This is a genomic window from Mycolicibacterium grossiae, from assembly GCF_008329645.1.
In the GTDB taxonomy this organism is placed as follows: Bacteria; Actinomycetota; Actinomycetes; order Mycobacteriales; family Mycobacteriaceae; genus Mycobacterium; species Mycobacterium grossiae.
The window spans coordinates 1,476,791-1,497,898 of the sequence record NZ_CP043474.1; the positions used below are offsets into that span (position 1 = coordinate 1,476,791).

General features: G+C 69.2%; 17 protein-coding genes. 11 read left to right on the forward strand and 6 right to left on the reverse strand.

Going from position 1 to position 21,108, the window contains the following annotated elements:
* Positions 1 to 34 precede the first annotated feature (34 nt).
* The gene (locus FZ046_RS07130; protein ID WP_070351986.1) at positions 35 to 1,312 is read right to left on the reverse strand and encodes a L,D-transpeptidase; all 1,278 of its coding nucleotides are present in this window, start codon (positions 1,310 to 1,312) and stop codon (positions 35 to 37) included.
* Positions 1,313 to 1,596: 284 nt separating this feature from the next.
* Between FZ046_RS07130 and FZ046_RS07135 the strand changes: the two genes are divergently transcribed.
* Positions 1,597 to 2,064 carry a nuclear transport factor 2 family protein gene (locus tag FZ046_RS07135; protein ID WP_070352019.1) on the forward strand — a complete coding sequence of 156 codons (468 nt, stop codon included), beginning with the start codon at positions 1,597 to 1,599 and terminating at the stop codon, positions 2,062 to 2,064.
* A gap of 9 nt (positions 2,065 to 2,073) precedes the next feature.
* Here FZ046_RS07135 and FZ046_RS07140 read toward each other — a convergent pair whose 3' ends face one another.
* Positions 2,074 to 3,627 (reverse strand): succinic semialdehyde dehydrogenase, encoded by a 1,554-nt coding sequence (locus FZ046_RS07140; protein WP_070351987.1) that lies wholly within the window; start codon positions 3,625 to 3,627, stop codon positions 2,074 to 2,076.
* Positions 3,628 to 3,830: 203 nt separating this feature from the next.
* Between FZ046_RS07140 and FZ046_RS07145 the strand changes: the two genes are divergently transcribed.
* Positions 3,831 to 4,238, forward strand: coding sequence for a histone-like nucleoid-structuring protein Lsr2 (locus FZ046_RS07145; protein WP_246182921.1), 408 nt, complete (start codon positions 3,831 to 3,833; stop codon positions 4,236 to 4,238).
* A 34-nt stretch (positions 4,239 to 4,272) separates the two neighbouring features.
* Here FZ046_RS07145 and FZ046_RS07150 read toward each other — a convergent pair whose 3' ends face one another.
* Positions 4,273 to 4,977: an LpqN/LpqT family lipoprotein gene (locus FZ046_RS07150; protein WP_170292407.1), complete on the reverse strand. Its 705-nt coding sequence runs from the start codon at positions 4,975 to 4,977 to the stop codon at positions 4,273 to 4,275.
* Between the two features lie 148 nt (positions 4,978 to 5,125).
* Between FZ046_RS07150 and FZ046_RS27305 the strand changes: the two genes are divergently transcribed.
* From FZ046_RS27305 to FZ046_RS07190, 8 genes are all read left to right on the forward strand, one after another.
* Entirely contained in the window at positions 5,126 to 5,677 is a 552-nt protein-coding gene (locus tag FZ046_RS27305) for a TetR/AcrR family transcriptional regulator (protein ID WP_170292408.1), read from the forward strand.
* Between the two features lie 164 nt (positions 5,678 to 5,841).
* On the forward strand, positions 5,842 to 7,140 hold the full coding sequence (locus FZ046_RS07160; RefSeq protein WP_083298054.1) for a cation:proton antiporter: 1,299 nt from the start codon (positions 5,842 to 5,844) through the stop codon (positions 7,138 to 7,140).
* A 92-nt stretch (positions 7,141 to 7,232) separates the two neighbouring features.
* Positions 7,233 to 9,020, forward strand: coding sequence for an NAD(P)/FAD-dependent oxidoreductase (locus FZ046_RS07165; RefSeq protein ID WP_070351988.1), 1,788 nt, complete (start codon positions 7,233 to 7,235; stop codon positions 9,018 to 9,020).
* 11 nt (positions 9,021 to 9,031) lie between these two features.
* Positions 9,032 to 14,527, forward strand: a complete 5,496-nt coding sequence (locus tag FZ046_RS07170; RefSeq protein ID WP_070352023.1) for a type I polyketide synthase — start codon at positions 9,032 to 9,034, stop codon at positions 14,525 to 14,527.
* Positions 14,528 to 14,572: 45 nt separating this feature from the next.
* Positions 14,573 to 15,421 (forward strand): ABC transporter ATP-binding protein, encoded by an 849-nt coding sequence (locus tag FZ046_RS07175; RefSeq protein ID WP_070352024.1) that lies wholly within the window; start codon positions 14,573 to 14,575, stop codon positions 15,419 to 15,421.
* A complete protein-coding gene (locus FZ046_RS07180) occupies positions 15,421 to 16,263 on the forward strand; it encodes an ABC transporter permease (RefSeq protein WP_070351989.1) in 843 nt (280 codons plus the stop codon). The genes FZ046_RS07175 and FZ046_RS07180 overlap by 1 nt, the downstream gene beginning before the upstream one ends.
* Before the next feature lie 141 nt (positions 16,264 to 16,404).
* Positions 16,405 to 17,085, forward strand: coding sequence for a TetR/AcrR family transcriptional regulator (locus tag FZ046_RS07185; RefSeq protein WP_070351990.1), 681 nt, complete (start codon positions 16,405 to 16,407; stop codon positions 17,083 to 17,085).
* A complete protein-coding gene (locus FZ046_RS07190; RefSeq protein ID WP_070351991.1) occupies positions 17,082 to 18,020 on the forward strand; it encodes a R2-like ligand-binding oxidase in 939 nt (312 codons plus the stop codon). The genes FZ046_RS07185 and FZ046_RS07190 overlap by 4 nt, the downstream gene beginning before the upstream one ends.
* A gap of 97 nt (positions 18,021 to 18,117) precedes the next feature.
* Here FZ046_RS07190 and FZ046_RS07195 read toward each other — a convergent pair whose 3' ends face one another.
* Positions 18,118 to 18,792: a DUF1942 domain-containing protein gene (locus FZ046_RS07195; protein ID WP_070351992.1), complete on the reverse strand. Its 675-nt coding sequence runs from the start codon at positions 18,790 to 18,792 to the stop codon at positions 18,118 to 18,120.
* Between the two features lie 112 nt (positions 18,793 to 18,904).
* Positions 18,905 to 19,351 (reverse strand): ATP-binding protein, encoded by a 447-nt coding sequence (locus FZ046_RS07200; RefSeq protein WP_070352025.1) that lies wholly within the window; start codon positions 19,349 to 19,351, stop codon positions 18,905 to 18,907.
* A gap of 251 nt (positions 19,352 to 19,602) precedes the next feature.
* Here FZ046_RS07200 and hadA point away from each other — a divergent pair, with 251 nt between their 5' ends.
* Positions 19,603 to 20,055, forward strand: a complete 453-nt coding sequence (gene hadA, locus FZ046_RS07205) for a (3R)-hydroxyacyl-ACP dehydratase subunit HadA (protein ID WP_070351993.1) — start codon at positions 19,603 to 19,605, stop codon at positions 20,053 to 20,055.
* Positions 20,056 to 20,059: 4 nt separating this feature from the next.
* On the opposite strand, the gene FZ046_RS07210 is transcribed toward hadA, so the two are convergent.
* Complete coding sequence (locus FZ046_RS07210; protein WP_070351994.1) at positions 20,060 to 21,088, reverse strand: fused (3R)-hydroxyacyl-ACP dehydratase subunits HadA/HadB; 1,029 nt, start codon at positions 21,086 to 21,088, stop codon at positions 20,060 to 20,062.
* Positions 21,089 to 21,108 lie beyond the last annotated feature (20 nt).

The following is a 21,108-nucleotide window of genomic DNA, read 5'->3' on the forward strand; positions in this document are numbered from 1 at the left end:
GCCGACGCCGCCGCCGGGCCCGCGGACGGCGGCGTCACTGGTGCAGGGCGCTGCCCTTCACCCACTCCGACCACGGCAACGTCCAATCGCCGTTCTGGTCGAGCCGCAGCGGCGCGCCGCCGGTGTGGCGCACTTCGACGACGTCGCCGGGCTGAGCGAACTCGTAGAACCACTGGGCGTTCTCGCTGTTGAGGTTCAGGCATCCGTGACTGGTGTCGGTGTTGCCCTGCGCCCACACCGTCGAGTTGAGCTGATGCAGGTAGATGCCGTCACTGCTGATCTGGGTGGCCCACGGGATGGTCTCGCGGTAACCGAGTCGGCTGTTGACCGGCAGCCCGAACGTCGAGGAGTCCATGATGACCGGGTTCGCCTTGCCGATCACGGTGTAGACCCCCGGCGGCGTCCAGAAGCTCAGCGTGGTGCCGCCGATGGTCTCCGTACCGCCCATTCCCATCGACGTCGGCATGGTGCGGACCAGCTTGCCGTTGTCGAAGACGCTGACCTGCTTGGTGGTGTCGTCGGCGATCGAGACGTGTGCGTCGCCGATCGTGAAGGCGACGTGCTCGTCCTCCGCGCCGTAGAGGCCGTCGCCGAGTTGGTCGCCGTAGATGTCGGCGTGCACGTCGACCTTGGTGCCGGGGGCGTAGTACCTCTCGGGACGCCAGTGCGCCGTCTGGTCGTCGACCCAGTACCAGCTGCCGTTGACCTTCGGAGCCGTGTCGACGCGGAGATGCTTCTCGGCGGCGACCTTGTCGGTGATGGGCTCGTCGAAGTGCGCGACCACGACCATGCCGACGCCGTAGGTGCCGCCGTCCTGGATCGGCGTGTAGCCGACGGTGTTCAGGTAGACCTGGGTCTGGTCACTCGGCGTGACCGTGGAGAAGCTCGAGGTCTGTCGCGTCGGCATGCCGCCGGGTCCGCGGCCGGCGATCGTCAGCGTGTACGAGCGCCCGTACCCCAGCTGCACGGTCGGCTTCCACGCCTTCGCGTCGGGAGTCAGGACACCGGGGATCTCCCGGCCCGCGTCGTTGATCATCTGAACGCCCTGCAGCGTGCCGCTGGTGGCCGTGACCAGCACGCGCCCGTCGGGGTTGACGTCGGCGGCGCCGGGGGAGGGGACGAGGGCCAGTGTCGCCGGTTCGGTGGGTGACGGCGGCGGCGTCGCCGCCTGCTGCGGAGCGTCGCGGGACGCCAGCGTCTGGCAGTGCTCGCCGCAGGGCGGGGCACTCGAGACGACGATGCCCGCGCTGATGGCGAGCACCGCCAGCAGGCCGGCGAGGCCGGTACCGCGGGCACGGCGAAATGACGTCAAAGGTGTTCTCCAGTGGGTCGGCGAAGGCCGGGGCGATCGACGTCGATCGGATGAGTGAATGGTAGGCGACGAGCCTGACTCGACGGACCGGGTGGGGTGACGAAGTCGCGACGGCTGCGTAACGGGTTGCGGTCACGTGCGTCGTCGATTCATCGCGTCCGCCGATGGCACCGATCGGGTCCGAGGCCTTGGGCGCGGCGGCGACGTCGGCGATGATGAACGGGCCCACCCGGGTCACCGGCGGGCATCGACCACGACGGACGTCTGCTGCACGCGAGGACCGCATGAACGAACCCCGACCACCGCTGCCCCCCTTTGACCGCGACGGCGCGCTGCAGAAGGTGCAGGCGGCCGAGGACGCGTGGAACACCTGCGACCCGCACCGCGTCAGCCTCGCCTACACCGTCGACAGCGTCTGGCGGAACCGCGACCAGTTCGTCACCGGCCGTGCCGCGATCGTCGAGTTCCTCACGGCCAAGTGGGAGCGCGAGCGGGACTACGCGCTGCGCAAGTCCCTGTGGAGCCATTCGGAGGACCGCATCGCCGTCCGCTTCCAGTACGAGTGCCGCGACGTCTCGGGTCAGTGGTGGCGCAGCTACGGCAACGAACTGTGGGAGTTCGACGAGCACGGGTTGATGCGCCGGCGCGAGGCGAGCATCAACGACGTCCCGATCGACGAGGCGCAACGCCGCCTGTTCGGCCCGCGCAGCGACGAGGAGCGTGCCGCGCGGACCGACATCCCGCTGCGCTGAGGCGAACCGTCAGCGGCCCGGCAGGTACTGCAGCGCCTTGACGAACGGCGGCATGACCTTCGCCCACAGCTTGGGCGGAAGTCCGCGCGGGCCACCGAGATTGAGGATGCGCGTGGTGGCGATGGTCTGCGGCTCGGTGTACTTGACGAGGCCCTCGGGGCCGTGGCGGCGGCCCATGCCGGACACGCCCATGCCGCCCATCGGGGCGCCGGTGCTGCCCCAGGTGGGGGCGTAGCCCTCGTCGACGTTCACCGTGCCGGCGTGGATGCGCGCGGCGATCTCCTCGCCCGCGCGCTTGCTCGCAGCCCACACGCTGGCATTCAAGCCGTAGTCGGTGTCGTTGGCGCGGGCGACGGCCTCGTCGATGGTGGCGACCGGATAGATGGAGACGAGCGGCCCGAAGGTCTCGTCGCGATAGCACTCGGCGTCCTCGGGCACGTTGGTGAGCACCGTGGGTTCGTAGAACAGGGGCCCGAGGTCGGGCCGGGCCCTTCCCCCGGCGACGACGGTCGCACCCTTGGCGACGGCGTCGTCGACGTGACTGGACACCGCCTTCACCTGGTCTTCGGAGATCAGGCTGCCCATCTCCACGCCGAACTCGTAGCCGCCGCGCAGCGTCATGGCGCGGACGCGCTCGCCGAAGATGCGGGTGAACTCCGCCGCGATCGGTTCCTCGACGTAGATGCGTTCGATGGAGATGCAGAGCTGGCCGGAGTTGGCGAAGCACGCCCGCACGGCGGCGTCGGCGACCTCGCGCAGATTGGCCCCGGCGGCCACGATCATGGGATTCTTGCCGCCCAGTTCGGCGGAGAACCCGATGAGACGGCGGCCGGCCTGCTCGGCGAGGAGCGACCCGGTGGCGGTCGACCCGGTGAACATGAGGTAGTCGGTGTTCTCCACCAGGGCCGTGCCCACGACGGAGCCCTGTCCGGGCACCACGGCGAACAGGTCGCGCGGCAGGCCCGCCTCGTACAGCAGCTCGACGCAGGCGAGTGCGCAGTACGGCGTCTGGCTGTCCGGCTTCAGCACGACGGCGTTGCCGGCGAGCAGGGCCGCGATCGCGTCGGAGACGGCCAGTGTCATCGGATAGTTCCACGGCGCGATCACGCCGACGACGCCCTTGGGCTGGTAGCGCACGACGGTCTTGGTGAGCACCGGCAGCATGCCGCTCACCCGTTGCGGCCGCAGCAATTTGGGCGCCACGCGTGCGTAGTGACGCGCCGTCATGGCGATGTCGAGGATCTCCTCCTGCGCGGCACCGCGCGACTTGCCGGTCTCGGCCTGCGCCATGTCCATCAGCGCGTCGAGGTTCTTCAGCACCAGGTCGCGATAGCGGTGGAAGATGGCGGCCCGCTCGTCCACGGGCAGCTCCGCCCACGACCGCTGCGCCGCGCGGGCGCGGGCGATGGCGTCCTTCGCGTCCTGCGCGGTGCCGATCGGGACGGTCGTCAGCTCCTTGCCCGTGAACACCTCGATGACCGAACGGGTCGGCCGCGCCGACGCGTCGGGGATGGCGATGAGGTCGGCGAGCCGCGCGAAGGTGGCGGGGGACGGTGCAGGCATGCGAACTCCTCTGTGTCTCGGCGACGTGTATCTCGGCGACCCGGACGCGGTCGCGAGCGGTGCCGTCGATCGATGACCTCAGTATGCCGCGTCAGGAATGCGGTGAATTTCCGGCGTGCGCGGCGTTCTCGTTAGTTGACCTCAGGAAATGACCATTGGACCGTCATCGACGATGTCGCATTCCCTGTCGGGATTAAGTTCCGATGGACGGTAAAGTCTCGGCTTCGGGGGCGGATGCCGAAAGGGAAGAAATGGCAGAACGCGTGATCCGCCAGGTCATCGACGACATCGACGGAACGGATATCACCGAGGGCGGTGAAACCGTCGAATTCTCGATTCGTGGCGTTGCCTACCGCATTGATCTCTCGGCGCAGAACGCGTCGAAATTCGAGAAGGCTCTGAGTCCCTACGTGAAGGCCGCGGAAAGGATTTCGGGTGATGAACGGCCGCGTGCCACCCGCTCCAAGAGGGGTCGGGGAAACAAGAAGTCGGCATCGGAGGATCTCTCGGCCATCCGGGCCTGGGCGAGTGAGAACGGGTATTCCGTGAGCCCGCGCGGCCGGATTTCCTCCGAGGTTCGCACGGCCTACGAAGAGGCCAACGCGCAGTAGCGAAGGCCGCCGCGTGATGCGGACGGCCTCTCGATCACGAGGCCGGCGGCGTCACCTGGAAGCCGTCGAGGATCGCCGAGCTGTCCTGCTGATAGGTCGGATTCGCCGGATCGGTGGTCTGCACCGTGACGGTGATCAGGAACGTGCGATCACCGGTCGGTGCGACGACGTTGAGCAGACGGCACGGACGGGGACCCACCTGACCGGTGGGCGGGCAGGTGTACTCGACGCGTTCGGCAGGCTGCCCACACACGGTCGTCTGCGTCGTCTGCAGGTCCGCGCCGCCGGCCGCCGTGAGCGTGCTGCGATTCGACTCGAATACGTCCTCGGCCGGGACCTTGCCGTCGACCGACTCCCGGGTCACCACGGCCGTGGGCGCGAAGCCCTCGCTGACGAGGTCGGCGTTGACCATCGCGAACGGAATCATCTCGTTCGTCACCTCGTCGCTGGGCTCCCAGCCCGGCGGCTGAGGGATGCTCAGCATCGGCTCACCGTCACCGGAGGGAATGTCGGTGAGGGGAACGTCGACTGCGGTGCAGTCGACGCCTGCCGATTCGGCGGCCGCACCGCTGGATGCCGAGGAGCTGCTGGAGCCAGAGCTGGATTCAGCGGCCTTCGATGCGTCGTCGCTGCCGCAGCCGACGGCCGCGAACAACGTCAGCCCGGCCGTGACGACCGCGAATCGAAGGGGGTGGCGCCGGATGACCGGAGCGGTCTGGCCCGCAGGCGTGGAGGACACGGTCGAGATGCTAGGTGCGGGGAGGACCGGACGGGGTTCCTTGGTGCGCGGCATCCCGACAGGTGGGACTGGGCTGTCGCCAGGCCCCGTGGGCGACGGCGATTTCCTCAACCGTCGCGTGCCTTTGCGCAGGTCTAGACTGCGGGAGGTGGGCCGCCCCCGGGAGTTCGATCGCAGCCGCGCCCTCGAGGCCGCGATGCGCGCGTTCTGGGAGTGCGGCGGATACGACCGCACGTCCATCAATCACCTGACCACGGCGATGGGCATCTCCTCGCCCAGTCTCTACGCGGCCTTCGGCAGCAAGCGCGACCTCTACGACGAGGCCGTCGATCTCTACGCACGGCGCCCGGGGACGCCGCTGCTGCTGGCGATGTCGGAGCCGACCGCCTACGACTTCGCGTCCTGCCTGCTCGACGCCGCGATCGTGGACTGCACGAAGCGCGGTCAGCCGACCGGGTGTCTGGTCAACATGGACCCGCTGCTGGTACACCGCCGCGACGACGGCCGCGCCGTGATCGCCAAGCGGCTCGCGCGGGCGATCGACGAGGGCGACCTGCCCGCGACGGCGGATCCGGAGACGCTCGCCGAGTACCTCGTCGTCGTCATCAACGGGCTGTCCACCCGAGCCCGTGACGGTGCCGGCCGCGCCGAACTGCGTGCCGTCGCCGCCACGGTCATGGCGGGCTGGCCGCGCACCTGAACAGGCGCACCGCGACGGTCCGTGACCAGTCGATGACGAAACCTCCGCGGACTCCCGCCGGCGTCGTCATGATCGGAGTGCATGGCTACATTACGAACGTGCTGCTACGCGTGAGGACGCCGCGGATCGGGTCGGCGGCGACACGACGGAACGGACGCTGACCCGTGCACGCCGCCACCGCCGTCCACTTCTTCGGTGAACTCGCCGTCATCCTGCTCGCGTGCCGCATCGTCGGACTGATCGCGAAGCGTCTCGGCCAACCCCAGGTCGTCGGCGAGATGATCGCCGGCGTCCTGCTCGGCCCGTCGCTGCTGGGGCAGCTCGCACCGGGAGTGCAGGATCAGCTCTTTCCGAGCGGGGACGCCAACACGGTCCTCTACACGATGGCTCAGGTCGGCCTGGTCCTCTACATGTTCCTGATTGGCTTGAACTTCGACGTCGACCTCGTCCGGCACCGCGCCGGGACCGCCGCCGCGGTGTCGGCCGCGGGCATCCTCGTCCCGTTGGCGCTCGGCGCATTGGTGGCCGTGCCCCTGCTGGGCAGCGCCGAGTTCTTCGGCGACGGCACGACGCTGCTCATGGCCATGCTGTTCATGGGCGCGTCGATCGCGACGACGGCCTTCCCCATGCTCGCCCGCATCATCTTCGAGAAGCGCCTGTCCGGAACGCCGCTCGGCACGCTGGCCTTGGCCTGCGGCGCGACCGACGACGCGATCTCGTGGTGCATCCTCGCCGTGGTCCTCGCCCTGAACCAGGGAAATTCGACCACGGCGCTGCTCGCCGTCGGCGGCGGCCTGCTCTACGGCGTCCTGGTGCTCACCGCCGGGCGGCGCGGACTGCGCGTCCTCGGCCCGATGGCGGAACGCCGGAACGCCATCACCCCGCCGATGCTGAGCGCCGTCCTCATCGCGCTGATGGCCTGTGCCTTCCTCACCGACACCATCGGCATCCACGCCATCTTCGGCGCCTTCATCCTCGGCGTCGCGATGCCGTCCGGCGTCTTCGCGAAACGGCTCACCGACATGCTGGAGCCGCTGGTCACCACGTTCCTGCTGCCCCTGTTCTTCGTCTTCTCCGGCCTCAACACCCAGATCGGTCTGGTCGACAGCGTCGGACTGTGGGCGGTGTTCGCCGGCCTGCTGGTGGTGTCGATCGCCGGAAAGTTCGTGGCCTGCACGGTGGCTGCGCGCTGGAAGAAGGTCCCGACGCGCGAAGCGATCGCCCTCGGCTCGCTGATGAACGCCCGCGGGCTCATCGAACTCATCCTGCTCAACATCGGACTGCAGGCCGGCATCATCACGCCCACCCTGTTCACGATCCTCGTTCTCGTCGCCATCGTCACCACGCTGATGGCCAGCCCGATCTTCGAGATCGTCTACGGCAGGCACCGGTCCGCCGAGAACATGGGGCATGCCGCCGGCCCCACCGACAGTCCCGTGGGCGAGAGCGGGACGCGGCGATGAGCACCCCATCACCGACCGACACCGGCACGCCGGTCGGCGCACCGCATTCCGGTAGCGTCGAGAACACGGGATCACCCCGGGGAGGAAAGCACGTGGACGTCCGAACACAGCTGTCGCACCTGGATCTGGACGCACGCGAAGCGCTCGCCCGCCGGATTCGTCGCCAGCTCGCCGCACCCGAGACCGTCGCCACCGAGCACGAGATCGGCGCCGAGCACGACGTCGTCGTCATCGGCGGCGGCGCTGCGGCCCTGACGCTGGCGCTCGAACTGCGCACGGCGCGGCGCGACACGCGCGTGTGCATCATCGAGCCGCATCCGCACCCGGTCGCCGAGATGACCCACACCGTCGGCGAATCGACCGTCGAGGTGTCGGCCCACTACCTGCGGGACCGACTCGGTTTGGGAGATCACCTCAGCACGGCGCAGATCCGCAAGATGGGCCTGCGGATGTTCTTCACTCACGATGACAACACCGACATCGCCAGCCGCATGGAACTCGGCAGCTCCTGTTTCGTGCCGCAGGTGACCTACCAGATCGATCGCGGCAGGCTGGAGAACGAACTGAGCCTCCGGTGCCGCGCCGCGGGTGTCGACATCCGCACCGGCCGCGTCCGCTCCGTCGAGTTCGGTTCCGGCGCAGCGGCGCACACCGTCTCGTTTCAGCACGACGACGCCGTGTCGACCACCACCGCACGCTGGGTCGTCGACGCCTCGGGGCGCAACCGCATCCTCGGCCGGCAACTCGGTCTGCGGCGAACCACCGATCACGACTGCAACGCAGCGTGGTTGCGGGTGGCGACCGAGATCGACGTCGGCGGCTGGAGCGACGACCCGCAGTGGCAGGGACGGCTGATCGAGGGCGACCGCGCCCTGTCCACCAATCACCTGATGGGCGAGGGCTATTGGGTGTGGCTCATCCGCCTCGCCTCGGGCGCCACCAGCGTCGGCATCGTGGCCGACCCGCGCTTCCACGCCTTCGACGGCTTCAACACGCTGGAGAAGGCGCGCGCCTGGCTGGCCGAGCACGAACCACAGTGCGCGGCGGTGCTGACGGAACACGAGCACCTCATCAAGGACTTCCGCGTGATGAAGCACTACAGCCATGCCGCGACGAAGGTCTTCGACGGCGATCGGCGCTGGTGCATCACCGGCGACGCCGGCATCTTCCTGGACCCGCTCTACTCTTCGGGTCTCGACCTGGTCGCGATCGGCAACGGGCTCATCACCGACATGGTGGTCCGCGACCTCGACGGCGAGGACGTCACGGCCCGGGCCGGCGTCAGCGACTCCATGTTCCGCTCGCTGGCCGACATGTGGCTGAACATCTACCAGGGCCAGTACTCCCTGATGGGGACGCCGACGGTGATGGCCGCCAAGATCATCTGGGACGTCGCCTTCTACTGGGGATTCGTCGGATTCCTGTACGGCAACGGGCGATTCGTGACCGTCGCCGACGACCCCGCGGTGGTGCCCTACCTCGACGGCCTGATCGCCCTGAGCAACCGCGTGCAGCGCTTCTTCCGCGAGTGGGCGGCCGTGGAGCGCGGGGTGTCCGACGTCCCGTTCGTCGACCTGTACGCGCCGCTGAACTTCATGGTGGCCCTGCACACCGCGATGATGGGCACGTCCGCGACGTTCCTCGACCAATTCGACGCCAATGCCCGGTTGCTGCGGCAGCTGGCCGGACAGCTCACCGACACCGTCCTGGCGGACAAGGCCGAACTGTTCGACGACGACGACGCGATGCGCCAGGTGCAGGCATGGCAGACCGACGCGCTGCTGCGCGACCTGCGTTCGGTCTACCGCCAGGAGCAGGCGGTCAATCCGGTCAGCAGGGAGTGGATCCTCTCGACCGCCCCCGAACTCAAGCTGACGTGAGACCGGCCTCGATGACGGAACGGGACACGCACGCGCCGCTGGCGATCGTCGGGATGGGCTGTCGCCTCCCGGGCGGCGTCGGCTCTGCGGCGGACTACTGGGAGCTGCTGTGCAGCGGCACCGACGCCACCCGCGTGGTGCCCGAATCTCGCTGGAACGCCGCCAGATATCACGACCCGAGCCCGAAGAAGGTCGGAAAGATGGCCACGCGGCGAGGAGGATTCCTCGACGACATCGACCAGTTCGATCCGCAGTTCTTCGGCATCTCCCCTCGCGAGGCGCATTCGATCGATCCGCAGCAGCGCTTGCTCCTGCAGGCCACGTGGGAGGCGTTCGAGGACGGCGGCATTCCCGTCGATGCGTTGGCGGGCACCGACGTCGGCGTGTTCGTCGGGGGCTTCACCCTCGACTACCAGCTGCTGCAGAACCAGGGACGGACCAGCCGCTACCGCTTCAAGTCGCACTCCGCGACCGGAATGATGATGACGATGCTGGCGAACCGCATCTCCTTCGCGTTCGACTTCCGCGGACCCAGCATGACCGTCGACACCGCCTGCTCCAGCTCGCTGGTGGCGGTACACCTCGCCGCGCAGAGCATCTGGAACGGCGAATGCCGGCTCGCACTGGCGGGCGGCGTCAACGTCATGGTGGGACCGAATACGGCCATCGCCGAATCGAAGAGCGGATTCCTCAGCCCCGACGGCCGCTGCAAGGCCTTCGACGCGTCGGCCGACGGCTACGCCCGCGGCGAGGGCGGAGCGGTCGTGGTCGTCAAGCCGCTCGAGGACGCCGTGCGCGACGGCGACCGCATCTACGCCCAGATTCTCGGGACCGCGGTGTCGCAGGACGGCCACACCGACGGCATCACCGTGCCGCGCGAGGAGGCGCAGGAGACGGCGATCACCTCCGCGCTGCGTCGCGCCGGCGTGCAGCCCGCCGACATCGCCTACGTCGAGGCACACGGCACCGGGACACCGGTGGGCGACCCGGTGGAACTCCGGGCCCTTGCCAACGCGCTGGCGGCCGAGCGACCGGCCGATCGACCCCTGCTGGTCGGCTCGGTGAAGACCAACATCGGGCACCTCGAGGCCGGTGCCGGTGTGGCGGGCCTGATGAAGGCCGCGCTGGTGCTCGAGCACGGCTACATTCCGGCGCACCTGCACCTGAACGAACCCGCGGTCGCGTTCGAGGACCTCGGCATCGACGTCCCGCGCAGCGGCCGCGCGTTCCCCGACGTCGCGCGCCGTCTGGCCGGGGTCAACTCCTTCGGCTTCGGCGGCACCAACGCCCACGTCGTCCTCGCCGAGCCGCCGCAACCCGTGCCCGCGCCGGACGCGACGGACGGACTGCCGCTGACCCTGCTGCCGCTGTCCGCACGCAGCGAGGAGGCGCTCGTCGCCTCGGCACGCCGGCTCGCCGACCACGTCGACGCCCACCCGGACACCGAGCTACGAATCCTCGCGCACACGCTGAGCCGGCGGCGGACCCACCTCAGCCACCGCCGCACCCTGGTCGCGGCGGATCTTCGCGACGCAGCGGACCAGCTCCGTGCGCTCGCCGACGGCGAGCGGATCGCGTTGAGTCGCAACGGGTCCGCGGATCCCAAGCTCGCGTTCGTCTGCACCGGGATGGGACCGCAGTGGTGGCGCATGTGCCGCGGACTGCTCGACGTCCTGCCGACCTTCACCGAGAGCATCCTCCGCAGCGACCACGAGCTGTCCCGGCACGCCGACTGGTCGCTGATCGAGGAGCTGCGCCGCGACGAATCCGCATCGCGGATGACCGAGACCGACGTCGCGCAACCGGCCAACTTCGCCATCCAGGTGGCGCTCGCCGAGCAGCTGCGCGACTTCGGCCTCGTCCCCGACGGCGTCGTCGGCCACAGCGCGGGCGAGGTCGCCGCCCACCACCTCGCCGGACTGCTCACCTTCGAGCAGGCGATCGAGGTCATCTACCACCGCAGCCGACTGCAGCAGCGCACCCGCGGACTAGGACGCATGCTTGCGGTCGGCCTGGGCGCCGAAGCGCTGCCGCAGGCGCTCGACGACTCGGCCCGCGCCGAGATCGGTCACCGCGTGTCGATCGCGGCCATCAACGGTCCCTCGGCCATCGCGATCGCCGGCGACGGCGACGTCCTCGCCGACATCGCCCACCAGCTCGAGGAGGCGGGTGTCTTCCACCGCTTCCTCACCGGGAAGGTGCCGTACCACACGCACTACATGGACGCGGTGAAGGACGACCTCTTCGCCGCGTTCGAGGGACTGTCCTCGAAAGCCGCTGCGACACCGCTCTATTCCACGGTCACCGGTGAACGGCTCGACGGGTATTCGGCCGGTGCTGCGTACTGGTGGCAGAACACCCGGGCGACGGTGCTGTTCGAACCGGCCGTGCGCCGCATGCTGGACGACGGCTTCACCCACTTCCTCGAACTCGGCCCGCATCCCGTGCTCGCGTCGTCGATCTTCGAGATCGCGGGCACCGAACGGGCCGTCGTCCTCGCCAGCCAGCGGCGCGACGACGACGACCTCCGCACGTTCCTCGACGCCGTGGGCGCCCTGCACGCCCACGGCCACGACGTCGACTGGTCCGCGGTGCATCCCGGACCGTCCTCGGCGCCCCTGCGGCTGCCGTCGTATCCGTGGCAGCTCAAGCGCTACTGGAACGAAACCCCGGAGGCGGCAGAGGAACTGCACTACGCACCGGTGCACCCGCTGCTCGGTCAACCCGTGCACGGGATCCACCCGACGTGGGAGGTCGAGCTCAGCCAGGCGCTGCTGCCGTTCCTGGGCGATCACCGCGTGCAGGGCAGCGTCGTGGTGCCGGGCGCGGTGTTCGTGGAGATGGCGCTCGCCGCGGCGAAGGCCAGTTACGGCGCGGACCACAGCGTGCACGACCTCGTCCTGCACCGCGCGCTGATCATCGACGACACCTGCGATCCGATTCTGCGGACGACGTTGAACCAGGACGACGGGACGCTGGAGTTCGCGGCGTTCACCGCCGGTGCCGACGGCGACCTGAAGTGGACGGTCACGGCGACCGCGGAACTCAACACGCTGCCGCGCCGCCCTCGCCGTACCCCGCGCGGCGACGCCTCCGAACCCGTCGCCGCGACGGGACGCGAGGAGTTCTACGCCCGCACCGCCGCGATCGGCTTCGACTACGGCGACGCCTTCCGCCCCATCACCGAAGTGACGGCGGGGGAGGACTGGGCCGCCGCCGCGATGACGGTCCCCGCCACCATCGCCGGCGACCTCGCCCAGTACCGGTTCCACCCAGCGCTGGTCGACGGGGCGTTTCAAACGCTCTTCGGCGCACCGTTCCTCGGCAAGGTCGCCCACGACAGTCCGTACCTGCCGACCCGCATCCGCCACGGTGCGGTCTACGGCGCACCGACCGCCGCGATGACCGTGCACGTCGACGTCGTGACCGCGACGCGCGAGGAGGTGGAAGCCGACATCACCATCACCGATGAGCACGGCGACCTGCTCGCGGTGTTCGACGGCTTCACGGTCCAGTCACTCACCGCGTCGTCGCGCATGTCGCCCGAGCGCATCGACAAGGGTCTCTACGAGATCGACTGGCAGGAACACGAACCCGAACTCGCCGACGCCGAGCCGCCGATGTCGATCGAGGCCCGGTCCTGGTTGGTGTTCGCCGATCGCAGCGGGGTCGGCGCCGCCGTCGCCGAGCGGCTCCGCAGTACCGGACACGACGTACGGACGGTCGCTCACCAGGACGTCGCCGCCCTCGTCGAGACCGACGACGGCTGGGCGATCGACCCGAGCCGTCCCGACCACCTCCACGAATTGATCGCGGCGCACCTCGACTCGGGTGCCGGTCTCACCGACGTCGTCGACTGCTGGCCGATGGACGTGGTGGACCGTGCGGCCGATGCGGAGGATCTCGGCGTCCTCACGGTCCTGCGGCTCGTGCAGGCGCTCGCCGGGCAGGACGGTGCCTCACCCCGGTTGCACCTGGTGACCGCCGGCGCGCAACCCGCGCTCGGTACCGAACGCCTCGCGGTCGAGCAAGCCGCGGTCTGGGGCCTCGGGAGGGTGATCGGTCACCAGGAATTCGGCGACCGCTGGGGCGGACTCGTCGACGTCGACCCCGACGCCGACGCCACCGCAACCGCACGGCGGCTCCACGACCACCTCGTCGGTGGCGGTGAGGATCAGGTGGCGTTGCGCGGCGACCGGACCCTGGTCCCGCGGCTGCGACAGTGCGCCACGTTGACGCGTCCCTTCCCGACCAAGCTCGCCCCGGACGGCACCTACGTCGTCACCGGCGGCGCGGGGGCGCTCGGCCGCACCGTCGCGACGTTCCTCGCCGAGCGTGGCGCCCGGCACGTGGTGCTGTTGGGACGGACCGCCGTTCCGCCGCGCGATCAGTGGGCCGCCCTGGGTGACGATCATCCCCAGGCCGCGGTCGTGGACGCCATCCGCGCCGTCGAACGCCTCGGCGCCCGCGTCTCCACGGCGAGCGTCGACGTGACCGACGTCGAGCAGCTGCGGTGCTGGCTGGATCGTCACGCTCGCGAGGACGGCCGTCCCGTGCGTGGTGTCGTCCACGCCGCCGGTACGGTGCACGACCAGTTGCTGGTGAACCTCGGCGAGGACGACTTCCGAAAGGTGTTGCAGCCGAAAATCGATGGCACCCGCGCCCTCGACGACGTCTTCGGCGGCCAGGATCTCGATTTCTTCGTGCTGTTCGGATCGGCGGGCTCGGTCATCTCGGCCCCGGGACAGGGAAACTACGCCGCCGCGAACGCCTTCCTCGACGCCTTCGCCCACGACCGCCACGCTCGCGGACTCCCGGCACTCACCATCGGCTGGGGACCGTGGTCGGTGGGCATGGTGGAGGAACTCGACCTCGAGGCGAGCTACGCGCAACGGGGCATCGAACTCATCACGCCCGCCGCCGGGGCGCTCATCCTCGACCGACTCATCGGACAGCGGACCCCACACGTCGTCGCGATCAGCGCGGACTGGGGACGGGCCCGGCACCTCGGTCTCGGTGGTCGGCTGCCCGCGATGTTCTCCGGATTGGACGTCGCCGACGCGTCGGCGACGTCGGCGGCCGCGGACACGTCGATCCTCGACGAGCTGGCCCGCACACCGGACGCACAGCGCCTCGAGGTCGTCACCGAACACGTCCGGCGGCTCGTCGCGGGCGTCTTCGACTGCGCAGTCACCGACATCGACCCGGGCGACGTCCTGGACGACATCGGGCTCGACTCGATGATGGCCATGGACTTCCGGGTGCGCATCAACACCACGTTCTCGATCGACATGTCGGTCCTGGAGATACTCAAGGGCGTGAGCGTCGACTCCGTCGCCGACCGCGTGCTCGCGGAACTGCATGCGGTGCACGGCGACGCGACCGCGGTCGCGGACGCGCCACCGGCGTCCACCGGTGACGACCTCGACCAGCTGATCGACGAGCTGTCCGAGGACGACCTGCGGGCGCTGCTCGCCGAACTGGACGCGGACGAGGGGACGTCATGAGCGACGAGGGGACGTCGTGACGGCGGGTGCCTCCCCGTGGTGGCGGTGAGCGGTCCGGCGTCGGCGACCGCGGTCCACGTGCGGGGTCTGGCGAAGGCCTACGGCCGCACGCAGGCGGTGCGCGACCTCGACCTCGACGTCGGTCGCGGAGAGGTGTTCGCCATCCTCGGTCCGAACGGAGCCGGGAAGACCACGACGATCGAGATCCTCGAGGGCAACCGCCGGCGCGACGCCGGCGAGGTGCGCGTCCTGGGTGAGGATCCCGGAACCGCGGGCCGCGCGTGGCGGGCGCGGATCGGCATCGTGCTGCAGGAGGTCAGTGACGCCGGCATGCTGACCGTGCGTGAGACCGTCGGGATGTTCACCAATTGCTACGGCCGGACCCGTGATCGGGACGAGGTGCTCGACCTCGTCGGCCTCGGTGCGGTATCCGGGTCGCGGGTGCGGGCCCTCTCCGGAGGGCAGCGCCGCCGGCTCGACGTCGCCCTCGGCATCATCGGCACGCCGGAACTCGTCTTCCTCGACGAGCCGACCACCGGTTTCGATCCCGAGGCGCGGCGCCAGTTCTGGGACCTCATCCGGCTCTTGGCGCAGGACGGTACGACGATCCTGCTCACCACCCACTACCTCGAGGAGGCTGCGGCGCTGGCCGACCGCGTCGCGGTGATCGCCGGCGGTCGGGTGGTGGCCGTCGATTCGCCGGCGCGGCTGACCGGCCACGTGAACACCGCAGCGACGGTCCGTTGGCTGGAGGGCGACGTCGTCCACGTCGAGACCACCGACCACCCGACCGAGCTGATCCGCCGGCGCAGCGCCGCGGGGGAACTGGAGCAGTTGACGGTCACCCGACCGACGCTGGAGGACGCCTACCTGCATCTGATCGGCCTCGCCTGATGGGCGTCGGCAATGCGCTGCCGCGGCACCGCGCGTCGGGTGAGCAGGCACTGCCGTCCGCGGTGCGGATCGGCTTCTCGCGCGTGCTGCCGGAACTGAAGATGTTCTACCGGCGTCCCGAGCAGATGGTGCTCACGTTCTCCATGCCCACCATCATCTGCTTGCTGCTGGGGTCGATCTTCTCGGCGAAGCTGCCCAACAGTCAGGTGAGCACCGGTGCCGTGCTGGCGGCCAGCATGCTCGCCTACGGAATCTTGTCGACGTCCTTCATCAACCTCGGCATCAGCATCGCCGCGGACCGCGACACCGGCGCGCTGCGGCGGCTGCGCGGGACGCCGACCACGGCGTCGTCCTACTTCATCGGCAAGATCGTGCTCGTCGCGATCGTCAGCCTGGCCGAAGCGGTGATCCTGCTGGCCGTCGGCGTGCTGGTCTTCGATCTGCGGCTGCCGTCGGACGCCTACGGCTGGTTCACCCTGTCCTGGGTGTTCGCGCTCGGCATCGTCAGCTGCTCGCTGCTCGGCATCTTCATCAGCAACCTCGCGAGCAACGCCGTGTCGGCGGCCGTCATCACCAACGGGCCGGCCGTCGGCCTGCAGTTCCTGTCGGGCACCTACGTCCCGCTGATGGTGCTGCCGACGTGGATGCTCGTCGTCGGATCACTGTTCCCGGTGAAGTGGATGGCGCAGGGCTTCCGCTCGGTGCTGCTGCCTCCCGAGATGGTCTCGATCGAACCCGCGGGGACGTGGGAGCACGGGCGGATCTTCCTGGTGCTCGCCGCGTGGAGTGTGGGCGGGCTCATCGGCTGCCTGTCGGTGTTCCGCTGGTCCGACCGCGGCTGAGCGTGGGGGTCGCGCACGCGCGGCGGCCGAATCGCGTGCACTAGGCGCACGCTCGAGACCGAGATGGATGCCCGACCCCTTGTGACGTGACCGCCGTCACAGTATTGTGACCAGTGGTCATATTGCCGACGAGGAGGTCGGATGCCGACGGTCACGTGGTCACGACTCGCGGGGGAACGGCGCGCCGCGGTGGTTGCCGCCGCCGAGGCCGAATTCGCCGCGCACGGCTTCTCCGGCGGCAGCCTCAACGTCATCGCCCGCCGCGCGGGCGTCGCCAAGGGCAGCCTGTTCCAGTACTTCGCCGACAAGCGGGACCTGTACGCCTACATCACCGACGTCGGCAGCCAGCGGGTCCGTGCGCACATGGAGGCGCGGATCCGCGACCTCGATCCGAGCCGGCCGTTCTTCGAATTCCTCACCGACCTGCTCGACGAGTGGGTCGCCTACTTCGCCGAGCATCCTCGCGAGCGATCGCTGCACGCCGCGTCCAGCTTCGAGGTGGACACCGATGCGCGCGTGAGCGTCCGCGCCGTCGTGCATCACCACTACCTGCAGGTGCTGCGGCCACTGGTCGAGGACGCCAAGCGCCGCGGTGACCTCCGTGTCGACGCCGACACCGACACGCTGCTGTCGCTGTTGCTCATGCTCCTGCCCCATCTGGCCCTCGCGCCGTACGTGCGCGGCATGGACCCGATCCTCGGCCTCGACGAGTTGTCCTCCGAACAACCGACTCTCGTCGTCCGCCGTTACGTCGCGGTCCTCGCCGCGGCGTTCGCCCCCCTGCCTCAGCCCCAGCCCATCGACGAAAGGTCACGCTCATGACGAGGACACGGTCCGACTCGCTCGCCGCCGGCGGTCTCAACTGGGACAGTCTGCCGCTCAAGCTCTTCGCCGGCGGCAACGCGAAGTTCTGGGATCCCGCCGACATCGACTTCTCCCGCGACCGCGCCGACTGGGAGGCACTGTCGAACCTCGAAAGGGACTGGGCCACCAGGCTGTGCGCCGAGTTCATCGCCGGTGAGGAGGCGGTGACGCAGGACATTCAGCCGTTCATGGCGGCGATGCGGGCCGAGGGCCGACTCGGCGACGAGATGTACCTGACGCAGTTCGCCTTCGAGGAAGCCAAGCACACCCAGGTGTTCCGGATGTGGCTCGACGCGGTGGGCATCACCGAGGATCTGCAGCACTACCTCGACGACCTGCCCGCCTACCGGCAGATCTTCTACGACGAACTGCCCGCGTCGCTCGACGCGCTCGCCACCGACCCGTCACCCGCCGCGCAGGTGCGGGCGTCGGTCACCTACAACCATGTGATCGAGGGCATGATGGCGCTCACGGGATACTATGCGTGGCATCGCATTTGCGTCGACCGCGGCATCCTTCCGGGCATGCAGCGGCTGGTGCGCCACATCGGCGACGACGAGCGCAGGCACATGGCCTGGGGCACCTTCACCTGCCGTCGGCACGTCGCCGCCGATGACGAGAACTGGAACGTCTTCGAGGCCAGGATGAACGAGCTGATCCCCTTGGCGCTGCGCAACACCGAGGAGGCCTTCGCCCTCTACGACGAGGTGCCGTTCGGGTTCGGCAAGGACGAATTCCAGCAGTACGCCGCCGACAAGGGCATGCGGCGGTTCGGCACCATCAGCAGTGCCCGGGGCCGCGCGCTCGCCGAGATCGACGTCGACTACACGCCGCTGCATCTCGAGGAGACCTTCGCCGACGAGGACAGCAAGACGCTCGCGGCCTCGGCCTGACGCGTCCGGCCTGACGCGCCCCCGCGCCGAAATGACATTCCCTGCGATCAGCGGGTGCGCTCGATCGCAGGGAATGTCATTTCGGCGGAAAGTGCCGCTAGTTGTTGCCGACCGGAGGCGTGCCGCCGGCGGGACCGTAGGGGCCGTTCTGGACGCCGTTGCTGATCGACGGCGGCATGGCCTCGTTGGGGCCGGTCGAGCCCGAGACGCCGCCGGAGCCGGGGGTCGTCGTCGTCGACGATCCGCCGGTACCGCCGGTGCTGGTGTCCGAGCCGGGCACGACCTCGGCGGGATCGATGGGTTGCACGCCCACCCAGCCGAGCAGGTCCTGGAAGTTGGCGTTGAAGATGACGCTGTCGGGGTTCTCGCCGACGACGTCGAAGTACAGCTTGCCGGTGTTGCTGCCGCCCTGGCCCAGGGGTGCACCGCTCAGCGTGGACACCGGCAGCGAGCGGTAGTCCGCGCCACCGGGAGTGCGGGCGAGGAAGTTGCCCGGCTGCGGGGTGACGGTGCCGACGACCGCGTCGGTCGTGACGTTCGCCTCGTAGAGGCGGCCGGCGAGCGGGTAGGGGACGGCGTCGCGGCTAGGCCGGAGATTCTTGACCGTGTAACCGATTTCGCTGCTGAAGTCCGACAGCGAGTAGAAATCCTTGAGCGTCTCCTGGACGCCGAAACCCTTGATGTTGTTGATCGCCGATGCAGGCGCGAGGGGGGAGACGGCGAACAGCGCTGCCGCGCCGACGATGGCGCCTGCGATACGGGTCTTCTTCACTGAAAGGTTCCTTCCGCAACTAGTGTGCGATGCGGTTACCCCGGGCCTGCATCAGCAAACGAGATTGCCACGTGGCGATCGCAATCCGTCACATTCCGGACGGCGTGCGGTGCTAGGCAGCGAATTCCGGCTTGAGCCGGCAGTGCTTGAAGTGCAGGCAGACGGTGGTGCCGTCAGCGGTACCGTCGATCTTCACGTCGTCGGCCATCGCATGCATCAAGGCGATGCCGCGGCCGCGTTGACCACGCGGGGATCCGGGCACCGGTTCGATCCACGTCCCGTGGTCGGTCACGCAGATGACGACCATGGCGGTGGGCACGTCGAGGCTGACGTCGAGGACCATCGGGCCCGGCGTCTCGCGGCCGCGGTACGCGTGATCGGCGCAGTTGGCCAGCGCCTCGCACACCGTGACGAGGATGTCGGCCCGGCGTTCACCGCTGACCTCCAAGGTGTCGGCGATCCAATCGTCGACCATCAGGCGCAGTGCCGTGGCGGTGCGTGCGTCGGCAGGACCGCGCTGTTGCCAGCGCGTGCGCACCGCATTGGACGTGATCACCATGCCGGGGGTGATACCCACCACATCGCCGGTCCCAATCGCCGCCGGGTCGCCTTTTCCGATCCGTGACGCGCGCGGGTCCGTTGCGTGCCGCGTGGAGTCCATGGCTGCCCATCCGTCGGTTCGACCGCGTCGGCGCCAACGGTCCGTGTTCTCGACGCCGTGAGGACATCATTCGTCGGCGGCGGCGTCTTCGCTCGCGGATCGCGCATCTTCGTCGCGGACCGGTGCGCGCGCCCACTAGGTTCGACGTCGTGGCGCTCTCCCCGGACATCGTCGGCCTGACGTACCTGTATCCCGATCACTTCGAGGTCGGGCGCGAGAAGATCCGCGAGTACGCCGCGGCCGTCCAGAACGACGACGCCGCCTACACCGACGAGGACGCCGCCCGCGCACTCGGCCACGACGCGCTGCTGGCGCCGCTCACGTTCATCTCCATCTTCGGGCTGCAGGCACAGATGGCGTTCTTCGAGCACGCCAACATCCCGATCACCGAGGAGAAGATCGTCCAGGTCGAGCAGGGTTTGGTGTTCCTGCGACCGATCAAGGCCGGCGACAAGCTGTACTGCCACATCCGGCTGGACTCGCTGCGCCGGCAGTTCGGCGCCGACGTCCTGACGATCCGCAGCCGCATCACGAATCAGAACGGCGAGGTCGTGCAGGAGGACTACACGACGATGGCGGGTCGCACCGAGACCGAGGACTAAAGGGTCAGCGGAAGCGCACGTTCAGCGTCGCCAGGCCGAAGATCTTGCGGGCACCGGACTTCGCGGATACCAACAGGACGCCGGTCCGAGTCTCGGGGTCGAGGGACTTGACCCGGCCGCTGAACTCGATGTCGGCACCCTCCTTGGCCGGCACGATGGCCGGCGCGGACAGCCGCACGGCGAAGCGCGTGGCCGCACCGGGATCGCCGGACCACGCTGAGGCGAAACCGGCGCCCAGGCCCATCGTGAGCATGCCGTGCGCGATGACGTCGGGCAGACCGGCCAGCTTGGCGAGGTCCTCGTCCCAGTGGATGGGGTTGGCGTCACCGGCGACACCGGAGTAATTGACGAGGTCGCCGCGGGACAGCCGGGCGTGCCGCACCGGCAACTCGTCGCCCACCCGGACGTCGTCGAACGACGGCGTGCCCGGGGAGCGGGCACCGGGATCGGCGATCGTCACCGCCGCCTCCGGGCGCACCTCCTTGGCGTAGGCGGCGTCCGCGTGCCCGATGTCGAGGATGTTCATGTCGTGCATCATCGCGTTCTGCACGGCCGCCTTGACGTCGGCGCCGATGTCCTCGGCGGTCACGCCGACCACGGTGGTGTGCAGCGTGTGCACGCGTTCACCGGCCGCGTCGGTGAACGTGTTGGTGACGGTGATGAGGTCGCGGCCGGCGATGCGGCGCACCGAGGTGAGTTCGACGTCGATGACGAGTTCGTCGCCGGCGACGATCGGGCGGTGCTGTTCGAAGACCTCCTCGGTCTGCATGTAGGTGTCGTAGCCGACCACGATCTCCTCGAACATGCGGCGGTTGCACTGCATGCCCGGAGCCGACGTGAACGTCAGGGGAGCCACCAGGTCCGGGTAGCCCAGCTCGCGGGCGGCGCCGACGTCCCAGTGCGCCGGGTGGTAGTCCTGCACGGCGCGGGCGTACTCGCGGAGCTTCTCGCGCCCGACGAGGTACGTGCCGTCCATCTGGTACCAGTGGCCGACCCGCGCTTCCAGCGGCGACGCGTCTGCTTCTGCGGTCATGTGGGGCTCAACTCTTCCGT

What these genes read in the sequence shown, in the direction of transcription:
- FZ046_RS07135 (WP_070352019.1), top strand. Translation starts at nt 1,597, where the DNA reads ATGAACGAACCCCGACCACCGCTGCCCCCCTTTGACCGCGACGGCGCG.
- FZ046_RS07140 (WP_070351987.1), bottom strand. Translation starts at nt 3,627, where the DNA reads ATGCCTGCACCGTCCCCCGCCACCTTCGCGCGGCTCGCCGACCTCATC.
- FZ046_RS07145 (WP_246182921.1), top strand. Translation starts at nt 3,831, where the DNA reads ATGGACGGTAAAGTCTCGGCTTCGGGGGCGGATGCCGAAAGGGAAGAA.
- FZ046_RS07170 (WP_070352023.1), top strand. Translation starts at nt 9,032, where the DNA reads ATGACGGAACGGGACACGCACGCGCCGCTGGCGATCGTCGGGATGGGC.
- FZ046_RS07180 (WP_070351989.1), top strand. Translation starts at nt 15,421, where the DNA reads ATGGGCGTCGGCAATGCGCTGCCGCGGCACCGCGCGTCGGGTGAGCAG.
- FZ046_RS07185 (WP_070351990.1), top strand. Translation starts at nt 16,405, where the DNA reads ATGCCGACGGTCACGTGGTCACGACTCGCGGGGGAACGGCGCGCCGCG.
- FZ046_RS07190 (WP_070351991.1), top strand. Translation starts at nt 17,082, where the DNA reads ATGACGAGGACACGGTCCGACTCGCTCGCCGCCGGCGGTCTCAACTGG.
- FZ046_RS07200 (WP_070352025.1), bottom strand. Translation starts at nt 19,351, where the DNA reads ATGGTGATCACGTCCAATGCGGTGCGCACGCGCTGGCAACAGCGCGGT.
- FZ046_RS07210 (WP_070351994.1), bottom strand. Translation starts at nt 21,088, where the DNA reads ATGACCGCAGAAGCAGACGCGTCGCCGCTGGAAGCGCGGGTCGGCCAC.